This is a genomic window from Streptomyces prasinopilosus, assembly GCF_001419695.1.
Taxonomy (GTDB): Bacteria; Actinomycetota; Actinomycetes; order Streptomycetales; family Streptomycetaceae; genus Streptomyces; species Streptomyces prasinopilosus.
Genome location: NZ_LIRG01000008.1, coordinates 1 through 9157, shown reverse-complemented (window position 1 = coordinate 9157; position 9157 = coordinate 1). Strand labels below are relative to the sequence as shown.

Genomic DNA, 9157 nt, shown 5'->3' with positions numbered 1-9157 from the left:
CCGGAGCCGTTCGGGCCGGTGCTCGACGGGTACGAGCCGCTGCCCGGGGCCGAGCGCCGGGAGCGGGCCGCGGCTCTCGCGCCGTACGTGCGGGCCGTCGCCTCGCAGGACCGGCCGCAGGTCGGGCACTTCGACGACTCCGAGGCCGTACTGGACTTCCTGGCCCGCGCCGAGCACCCCCGGCTGGCCGCGCTCGGCACCTCCTGCCCGGACCACTTCCTGCGCACCAAGGTCCGGCCGCTCGTCCTCGACCTGCCGCCGTCGGTCCCGGCGGACGAGGCCGTGGCCCGGCTGGAGGAGCTGCACGCCGCCTACCGCGAGGAGTACGCCGCCTACTACGCGGCCCACGCGACGCCCGACTCCCCCGCCATGCGCGGCGCCGACCCGGCGATCGTGCTGATCCCCGGTGTGGGCATGTTCAGCTTCGGCAAGGACAAGCAGACCGCGCGCGTGGCCGGCGAGTTCTACGTCAACGCGATCAACGTGATGCGCGGCGCCGAGGCGGTCTCCACGTACGCGCCGATCGAGGAGGCGGAGAAGTTCCGCATCGAGTACTGGGCGCTGGAGGAGGCGAAGCTCCGGCGGATGCCGGAGCCGAAGCCGCTCGCCACCCGGGTGGCGCTGGTGACCGGGGCCGGGAGCGGGATCGGGAAGGCGATCGCGCGGCGGCTGGCGGCCGAGGGCGCCTGTGTCGTCGTGGCGGACCTGAACGGGGACAGCGCGGCCGCGGTCGCCGAGGAACTGGGCGGTCCGGACAGGGCCGTCGCGGTGAGAGCGGACGTGACGTCGGAGGAACAGGTCGAGGAGGCGTTCCGGGCGGCGGTGCTCGCGTTCGGCGGGGTCGACCTGGTGGTGAACAACGCCGGGATCTCGATCTCCAAGCCGCTGCTGGAGACCTCGGTGAAGGACTGGGACCTCCAGCACGACATCATGGCCCGCGGCTCCTTCCTCGTCTCCCGCGAGGCGGCCCGCGTGATGATCGCGCAGGAACTGGGCGGCGACATCGTCTACATCGCGTCCAAGAACGCGGTGTTCGCCGGTCCGGACAACATCGCCTACTCGGCCGCCAAGGCCGACCAGGCCCATCAGGTACGGCTTCTCGCCGCCGAGTTGGGCGGGCACGGCATCCGCGTCAACGGCGTCAACCCGGACGGCGTGGTGCGCGGCTCCGGGATCTTCGCGGGCGGCTGGGGCGCCCAGCGCGCGGCGACCTACGGCATCGAGGAGGAGAAGCTCGGCGAGTTCTACGCCCAGCGGACCCTCCTCAAGCGCGAGGTGCTGCCCGAGCACGTGGCCAACGCCGTCTTCGCGCTGACCGGCGGGGACCTCACTCACACCACCGGCCTGCACGTCCCGGTGGACGCCGGCGTCGCCGCCGCGTTCCTGCGGTGAGCGCCGGTGCGCGGCCGTACGCGGCGGTCGACCTCGGCGCGTCCAGCGGGCGTGTCATGGTCGGCCGCGTGGGCCCCGACAGTCTGGAGCTGACCGAGGTCCACCGCTTCGCGAACCGGCCGGTGCGGGTGCCCGAGGGACTGCGCTGGGACGTGCTCGGGCTGTACGCCGGGGTGCTGGAGGGGCTGCGGAGGGCGGGCGACGGGCTCGCGTCCGTCGGTGTCGACGGCTGGGCCGTGGACTACGGCCTGCTGGACGCGGACGGGGCGCTGCTGGGCAACCCGGTGCACTACCGCGACCGCCGTACGGAGGGGGTCGCGGAGAAGGTGTGGGCGAGCGTCCCCGCCGGGGAGCTGTACGCGGCGACCGGTCTGCAGTACGCGCCGTTCAACACGCTGTACCAGTTGACGGCGGCCCGTGGCACGGTCCAACTGGCACAGGCCGGGCGACTGCTGCTGATCCCGGACCTGCTGACGTACTGGCTCACCGGCGAGCAGGGCACGGAGCTGACCAACGCCTCGACCACGCAGTTGATCGACCCGCGCACCCGCGACTGGTCCCGCGGGGTGGCCGAGCGTCTCGGCATCGATCTCTCCCTCTTCGCGCCGCTGCGGCAACCCGGTGATCCGGCCGGGGTGTTGCGGCCCGAGGTGCTGGAGGAGACCGGGCTGGCCGGGCCCGTCGCGGTGACGGCGGTCGGCTCGCACGACACGGCGTCCGCGGTGGCCGCCGTCCCCGCCGGCGGCGAGCGGTTCGCCTACATCTGCACCGGCACCTGGTCCCTGGCCGGCCTCGAGCTGGACGCCCCGGTCCTGACCGAGGAGAGCCGCGCCGCCAACTTCACCAACGAGCTGGGGCTGGACGGCACGGTCCGCTACCTGCGCAACATCATGGGCCTGTGGCTGCTCCAGGAGTGTCTACGGGCCTGGGGCGAACCGGATGCCCTGGGGTCGCTGCTGCCGGAGGCGGCGAAGGTGCCCGCACTGCGGTCGGTGGTGGACGCCGGGGACGCGGCGTTCCTGGCGCCGGGGCGGATGCCGGAGCGGATCGCCGAGGCCTGCCGGGTCTCGGGGCAGCCGGTGCCCGGCTCCCCCGCCGAGATCACCCGCTGCATCCTCGACTCGCTCGCGCTCGCGCACCGCCGGGCCGTCGGGGACGCCCAGCGGCTCGCCGGACGGCCGGTCGACGTCGTGCACATCGTGGGCGGCGGCACCCGCAACGCCCTGCTGTGCCAGCTGACCGCGGACGCCTGCGGGCTGCCGGTGGTGGCCGGTCCGACCGAGGCGGCCGCGCTGGGCAACGTCCTGGTGCAGGCCCGTGCGCACGGGCCGGCCGGCGACCTGGCCGGAATGCGGCGTCTGCTCACCCGCACCCAGCCGCTGACCCGGTACGAACCGCGCGGCGGCACGCGGCGGTGGGAGGCCGCTCAGGCCCGGCTCGCGTGAGGCCCGTCCCGGGCCGTCCCGGGCCGCCCCCACGGATCTGCCGGACGGGCCGCGGCCCCGTCGCGGGTCTCCCCCGCGCGAGCGACCGCGCACTACCCTGCACTCACCCGATGATCGATCCACGAGGAGCCGCGATGCGTGTCGCCCTGTTCCTGACCTGCGTCAACGACACGCTCTATCCCGACACCGGGCGCGCGGTGGTGAAACTGCTGACCCGGCTCGGCGTCGAGGTCGACTTCCCGATGGCGCAGACCTGCTGCGGGCAGGCGCACTACAACACCGGGTACCGGCACGGGGCCGAGCCGATGGCCCGGCGGTTCTCCGAGGTCTTCGGGGACTACGAGGCGATCGTGACGCCTTCCGGGTCGTGCGGGGCCATGGTGCGGGAGCTGTATCCGCGGATGGGCGAGCGGGCCCGCGCGGAGGGACGCGGGGGCGGCCTCGCGGCCACGCTGGCGCCGGTGGTGCCGAAGACGTACGAACTCACCGAGTTCCTGGTGGACGTGCTGGGGGTGACGGACGTCGGCGCGTACTACCCGCACACGGTGACCTACCACCCGACCTGCCACGGACTGCGCTCCCTGGGACTCGGCGACCGGCCCCGGCGGCTCCTGGAGGCGGTGAGGGGGCTGGAGCTGGTCGAACTGCCGGGGGCCGACCAGTGCTGCGGCTTCGGCGGCACGTTCGCGCTGAAGAACCCCGACGTCTCCGCCGCGATGGGCGCCGACAAGGTGCGCAACGCCGAGTCGACGGGCGCCGAGGTGCTGTGCGCGGCGGACAACTCGTGCCTGATGCACCTCGGGGGGACGATGACCCGGCTGCGGACCGGCATGCGGCCGGTGCACATCGCGGAGATCCTGGCGCGCACGGAAGAGGAGGCGGCCGCCGTATGAGCGGAACGTTCGTCGGAATGCCGGCCTTTCCCGAGGCCGCCCGGGAGGCGGTGCGGGACACCACTCTGCGCGGCAACCTCCGGCACGCCACGCACACCATCCGGGCCAAACGGGCGAAGGCCGTCGCCGAGGTGCCGGACTGGGCGCAGCTGCGGGAGGCCGGCAAGCGGATCAAGGACCACACCCTCCGTCATCTGGACGAGTACCTGGTGCGGTTGGAGGAGGCGGTGACGGCCGCGGGCGGCACGGTCCACTGGGCCGCCGACGCCGCCGAGGCCAACCGGATCGTGACCGCGCTCGTCGAGGAGACGGGCGAGTCGGAGGTCGTCAAGGTCAAGTCGATGGCCACGCAGGAGATCGAGCTCAACGAGGCCCTCGAGGCGGCGGGCATCCGCGCCTACGAGACCGATCTGGCCGAGTTGATCGTGCAGTTGGGCAGGGACCGGCCCTCGCACATCCTCGTCCCCGCGATCCACCGCAACCGCGGGGAGATCCGGGAGATCTTCGCCCGGGAGATGGGCGGGTGGGGCCGTCCCGCCCCCGGAGGTCTGACCGACACGCCCGCCGAACTCGCCGAGGCCGCGCGGTTGCACCTGCGGGAGAAGTTCCTGCGTGCCAAGGTCGGCATCTCGGGCGCCAACTTCATGGTCGCCGAGACCGGCACGCTGGTGGTGGTGGAGTCCGAGGGCAACGGGCGGATGTGCCTGACCCTGCCGGAGACGCTGATCTCGGTCGTCGGCATCGAGAAGGTCGTCCCGACCTGGCGGGACCTGGAGGTGTTCCTGCAGACCCTCCCCCGCTCCTCGACCGCCGAGCGCATGAACCCGTACACGTCCACCTGGACCGGCACCACCGACGAGGACGGTCCGCGCGCCTTCCACCTCGTCCTGCTGGACAACGGCCGCACCGACACGCTCGCCGACGAGGTCGGCCGGCAGGCACTGCGCTGCATCCGCTGCTCGGCGTGCCTGAACGTCTGCCCGGTCTACGAGCGGGCCGGCGGCCACGCCTACGGCTCCGTCTACCCGGGTCCGATCGGCGCCATCCTCAGCCCTCAGCTGCGGGGCACAGCCAGTGGGATCGACGCCTCCCTGCCGTACGCCTCGTCGCTGTGCGGGGCCTGCTACGAGGTGTGCCCGGTCGCCATCGACATCCCCGAGGTGCTGGTGCACCTGCGGGAACGGGTCGTGCAGGGCGGCCGGGCCGTTCGGGACGGCAACAGGGTCGTGCTCCAGCCCGCGAAGGGGCACGCCGCCGAGCGCGCCGCGATGCGCGCGGCCCGCTGGGCGTTCTCGCACCCGGGCGCGCTGCGCACCGGCCAGCGCCTGGCCTCCCGCACCCGGCGCCTCCACCCGCGCACCCTGCCGGGCCCCGGCCGGGCTTGGAGCGGTACCCGGGATCTTCCGGCGGTGCCCGCGGAGCCCTTCCGCGACTGGTGGCGGCGCACGCACGGCGGGGACGGCACCGCCGTGCCGGGGACGGAGCCCGGTGCCGGGACGCCTGTGCGGGACGAGGCCGGGGACGGGGGTGGTGACCGGTGAGCAGCAGGGAGCGGATCCTGGGCCGGGTGCGGCGCGCCCTCGCCGACGTCCCGCGGGACGACGGGACCCCGTACGAGCGGGCCGTCGCCCGCGACTACCTGCGCGAGCACGGTGCCCGCACCCCCGCGCAGACGCTGGACCTCCTCGCCGAGAACCTCGCCGACTACCGGGCGGTCGTCCACCGCACCGACGCCGGCCGCCTGGCCGGGGTCGTCGCCGGACTGCTGGTCTCGCGCGGCTCCTCGTCGGTCCTCGTCCCGCCGGGGCTGGACGGGAGCTGGCTCGCGGAGAGCACCGTGCGGCGGGTCGCGGACCGGGCGGAGAGCACCCCGCACGAACTGGACCGGGTCGACAGCGTGGTCACCGCCTGCGCGGTCGCCGTCGCCGAGACCGGCACGATCGTCCTCGACGGCTCCCCCGACCAGGGCCGCCGCCGGATCACCCTCGTCCCGGACCACCACATCTGTGTCGTCCGCGCCGCGCAGGTCGTCCCCTCCGTCCCGTACGCCCTCGAGCGCCTCGACCCGGCACGCCCCCTCACCTGGATCTCCGGCCCCTCGGCGACGAGCGACATCGAACTCGACCGGGTGGAGGGCGTCCACGGCCCGCGCACCCTGGAGGTCGTCCTGGTCGGCTGACCGCCGGCCCCTCCTCCCCGGGGGAGGCGCCCCGGGGTCAGGCGGGCGAGCGGTGCGCGGTGTACAGCGGGTATTCCCAGTCCATGACCAGGCGGCCCTCCCCGGTGCCCCGGTCGTGGCGGCGGGCGGGTCCGGCCAGATCGGTGTCGAGGGCGGCGACGCGTCCGGGATCGTCCGCGAGGGACTCGTAGACGCCGAGGACCGGGCCGTAGCGCTGCTCGAAGTGGTCCCGGAACTCCTCCGGCGTCGCGAACCGCTCGACGGCGACCGTGCGGTACCCGGGGGTCTCGCCGGTGACGCGGTCCCCGGACAGCGCGCGGACGTGCTCCGGGTCGCCCCACAGCGAGGGCGGCCGCGCCCCGGGCGGGGGCGGCGGGGCGTACGGCTTGACCGTGGCCGGCATCCGGCCGGCGAATTCGCCGGGCGTCCGGCTCAGCAGACCGATGGTGTCTCCCGGCCGGCAGACGCGGAGCAGTTCGCCGGCGGCCGCCTCGTGGTGCGGGGCGACCATGACCCCGACGCAGGAGAGCACGGTGTCGAAGGCGCCGTCGCGAAGGGCAGCGCCTCGGCGTCGGCCTCCTGCCGGCGCAGCCGCGCACCCCGTTGCTCCGCCGGCCGCCGTCCGGTCTCCAGCAGTTCGGGCGCGAGATCGGCCGCGACCACGTCGGCCCCGGCCAGTGCCGCCGGGATCGCCGCGTTCCCGGTCCCCGCCGCCACATCGGGCACCCGGTCCCCGGGGCCCACCCCGGCCGCATCGACCAGCTCCCTGCCCAGTCCCGGAATGATCTCGGCGGCCACCGAGGGGTAATCGCCCCGGGCCCACATCGCCCGGTGCCCGGCCTTCAACGCCCGGTCGGCCCCGGTCCGTTCGGTCGCCTCCGCCATGGCTGCCCTCTTCGCCGACGGTCCCTGCCCAGCGCTCTCCCGTTGCCGGCCGGCCGGGGTCCTCCGTCCGGATCGGGCCGGGTCCGCGGGGCCGGCCCGAGCCGGACGGGAGGTGTCAGTCGGCGGCCTTCGCGTAGCTCTGGGCCATGGCGCCCGCGAAGTCGTACACCACGACCTGTTGCTCGCCGACGACCCAGGCGTCGTGGCCGGGTGTGCAGACGAAGACGTCGCCGGGTCCGACCTCGCTCTCGGCACCGTCGTCCATGCGGATGCGCAGGCGGCCCTGGAGGACGTAACCGTGGTGGTGGATGCGGCAGCTCGGTGTCCCGGCGATCGGGCCGACGGACTCGGACCAGCGCCAGCCGGGCTCGAAGACGGCCACGGCGAAGTCCAGCCCGGTCATGTGGACGGCTTCGAGGTGGCCCCCGGGAAAGTCCCGCCGCTCGTCCGGCTTGTCCAGTGTCTTGATCTCCAGCATGCCCCTGCTCCCTTCCGGCCGTCGCTCCGCGTGGCCGGGGCAGGTGTCCGTCCGCGCGGCACCGGTGAGGGCCTCGGCCTCACCCCTCCATCGTCCGTCCGTCAAGACGGGTACGCCATTGGAGTGACGGGGCCGGAACCGGCACGTCCAGGGGCCGCCCCGGGGGCTACGCGTCCGATTCGTTCAAGAGGAGGAGGACCGCGTCCCGCTACCGTCACTGCCATGAAGAGCACCGGCAGGCAGTCGCGCCACCTCGGCATCCGTATCGACCGCACCGCCGCCGACGTCTACGCCTATGCGTCACAACCGGCCCATCTGCCCGCATGGGCCCATGGGCTGGGAGATTCCGTCGAGAGAATCGACGGCCGGTGGGTCGCGGAGTCCTCCCCCATGGGCCGGGTCGTGGTCGCCTTCGCGCCACACAACGAGTGGGGGGTGCTCGACCACGACGTCACGCTGCCTTCCGGGGAGACCTTCCACAATCCGGTCCGCGTGATCGCCGACGGGCCGGGGAGCGAGGTGGTGTTCACCCTGCGCCGGCAGCCGGGGACGAGTGACGCCGCGTTCGAGCGTGACGCCGCCGTGGTCGCCGCCGACCTGGCACGGCTCAAGGAGGTGGTGGAGTCCGCCTAGGCACGGGGACCGCACAGCCGGGCGAAGCGCGCCGCGTCGACGTTGCCGCCGGACAGGATCAGTCCGACCCGGCCCGGGAGGCGGCCGGCGCGGCCGGTGAGGAGCGCGGCCAGGGGGGTGGCGCCGCTCGGCTCGAGGACGATCTTCAGCCGCTCGAAGGCGAACCGCATGGCGTCCCTGATCTCGTCGTCGCCGACCAGGACGATCCCGTCCAGGAGCCGCCGGTTGACGGAGAAGGTCAGTTCGCCCGGGGTCTGCAGGGCCTGGCCGTCGGCGATGGTGCGCGGGACCGGGACGCTCACGCGGTGTCCCGCCTCCAGGGACCGCTTGGTGTCGTCGCCCGCCTCCGGTTCGACGCCGATCACCCGCGTCCCGGGGTGCAGGCCCTTGACCGCGGTGGCGCTCCCGGCGATCAGCCCGCCGCCGCCGACCGGGGCGACGAGCGCGTCCAGTTCTCCGGCCTCCTCGAGGAGTTCGAGGGCCGCCGTGCCCTGTCCCGCGATGACGTGCGGATGCTCGTAGGGCGGGACGATCGCCAGGCCGCGCTCCGCGGCCAGGGCTTCGGCGACGGCGACCCGGTCGCCGGTGTACCGGTCGTAGGTGACGATCCGGGCGCCGTAGGCCTCGGTGGCCGCCCGCTTCGACGGCGGGGCGTCCTCGGGCATGACGATGACGGCCGTGGTGCCGAGTTCCCGCGCGGCCAGGGCGACGGCCTGGGCGTGGTTGCCGGAGGAGTAGGCGGCGATGCCCCGGGACAGCTGTTCGGGGGCGAGCCGGGAGGCCGCGTTGTAGGCGCCGCGGAACTTGAAGGCGCCCACGCGCTGGAAGTTCTCGCACTTGAGGTGGACCTCGGCGCCGACGAGCGCGTCCAGGGTGCGGGAGCGCAGCACCGGGGTGCGACGGGCGACGCCGGCGAGCCGTTCGGCGGCGGCACGGACGTCGTCGAGGGTGACCGGCGGGGTGGTGGTCGTCACGCGTTGCCTCCGGGGCGTCGTCGGCCACTGGACCGACGGCCCAGGGTACCGGCCGGGTCCCCTCCGGCCGGGCGGTGCGCCGCCGCCCGGCCGGAGGAGGGCCCTCAGGTGCCGTCGGCCTCGCCCAGCCACTGCACCAGCGAGACGCGGGCGCGGGCGACCCGCGAGCGCACCGTGCCGATCGGGCAGCCGGTGACGAGGGCGGCCTCCGCGTAGGGGAGACCGAGCATCTGGGTGAGGACGAACGCCTCCTTCCGGTCGTCGGGGAGGGCGTCCAG

11 protein-coding genes are annotated in these 9157 nt (G+C 74.4%); 6 read left to right on the top strand and 5 right to left on the bottom strand.

Annotated elements, in window-relative coordinates; translation table 11 throughout:
• From rhaD to AOK18_RS00570, 5 genes are all read left to right on the top strand, one after another.
• A partial coding sequence (rhaD, locus tag AOK18_RS00590; protein ID WP_055692950.1) for a bifunctional rhamnulose-1-phosphate aldolase/short-chain dehydrogenase occupies positions 1 to 1392 on the top strand: 1392 nt, incomplete at its 5' end.
• Between the two features lie 56 nt (positions 1393 to 1448).
• The gene (locus tag AOK18_RS00585; RefSeq protein ID WP_420865551.1) at positions 1449 to 2837 is read left to right on the top strand and encodes a rhamnulokinase; all 1389 of its coding nucleotides are present in this window, start codon (positions 1449 to 1451) and stop codon (positions 2835 to 2837) included.
• 134 nt (positions 2838 to 2971) lie between these two features.
• A complete protein-coding gene (locus AOK18_RS00580; protein WP_055692948.1) occupies positions 2972 to 3730 on the top strand; it encodes a (Fe-S)-binding protein in 759 nt (252 codons plus the stop codon).
• Complete coding sequence (locus AOK18_RS00575) at positions 3727 to 5271, top strand: LutB/LldF family L-lactate oxidation iron-sulfur protein (protein ID WP_079104775.1); 1545 nt, start codon at positions 3727 to 3729, stop codon at positions 5269 to 5271. The genes AOK18_RS00580 and AOK18_RS00575 overlap by 4 nt, the downstream gene beginning before the upstream one ends.
• Complete coding sequence (locus AOK18_RS00570) at positions 5268 to 5909, top strand: LutC/YkgG family protein (RefSeq protein WP_055692947.1); 642 nt, start codon at positions 5268 to 5270, stop codon at positions 5907 to 5909. The genes AOK18_RS00575 and AOK18_RS00570 overlap by 4 nt, the downstream gene beginning before the upstream one ends.
• A gap of 37 nt (positions 5910 to 5946) precedes the next feature.
• Here AOK18_RS00570 and AOK18_RS33805 read toward each other — a convergent pair whose 3' ends face one another.
• The 3 genes from AOK18_RS33805 to AOK18_RS00560 all read right to left on the bottom strand — a co-directional run bounded on the left by AOK18_RS33805 (position 5947) and on the right by AOK18_RS00560 (position 7272).
• Complete coding sequence (locus AOK18_RS33805; protein ID WP_240503002.1) at positions 5947 to 6420, bottom strand: hypothetical protein; 474 nt, start codon at positions 6418 to 6420, stop codon at positions 5947 to 5949.
• A complete protein-coding gene (locus AOK18_RS33800; RefSeq protein WP_240503001.1) occupies positions 6342 to 6794 on the bottom strand; it encodes a class I SAM-dependent methyltransferase in 453 nt (150 codons plus the stop codon). Before AOK18_RS33800 ends, AOK18_RS33805 begins: the two co-directional genes overlap by 79 nt.
• A 115-nt stretch (positions 6795 to 6909) precedes the next feature.
• Positions 6910 to 7272, bottom strand: a complete 363-nt coding sequence (locus AOK18_RS00560; RefSeq protein WP_055572829.1) for a cupin domain-containing protein — start codon at positions 7270 to 7272, stop codon at positions 6910 to 6912.
• Between the two features lie 222 nt (positions 7273 to 7494).
• On the opposite strand from AOK18_RS00560, the gene AOK18_RS00555 reads away from it, so the two are divergent.
• Positions 7495 to 7905 (top strand): SRPBCC family protein, encoded by a 411-nt coding sequence (locus tag AOK18_RS00555; protein WP_055692946.1) that lies wholly within the window; start codon positions 7495 to 7497, stop codon positions 7903 to 7905.
• Here the strand turns inward: AOK18_RS00555 and AOK18_RS00550 are convergent.
• Both AOK18_RS00550 and AOK18_RS00545 read right to left on the bottom strand, forming a co-directional pair.
• Positions 7902 to 8879, bottom strand: coding sequence for a threonine/serine dehydratase family protein (locus tag AOK18_RS00550; protein WP_055692945.1), 978 nt, complete (start codon positions 8877 to 8879; stop codon positions 7902 to 7904). The two genes, AOK18_RS00555 and AOK18_RS00550, sit on opposite strands and share 4 nt — an antisense overlap.
• Positions 8880 to 8983: 104 nt before the next feature.
• Positions 8984 to 9157, bottom strand: a 174-nt coding sequence (locus AOK18_RS00545; RefSeq protein WP_276205329.1) for a sigma factor-like helix-turn-helix DNA-binding protein, incomplete at its 5' end; no start/stop codon positions are given.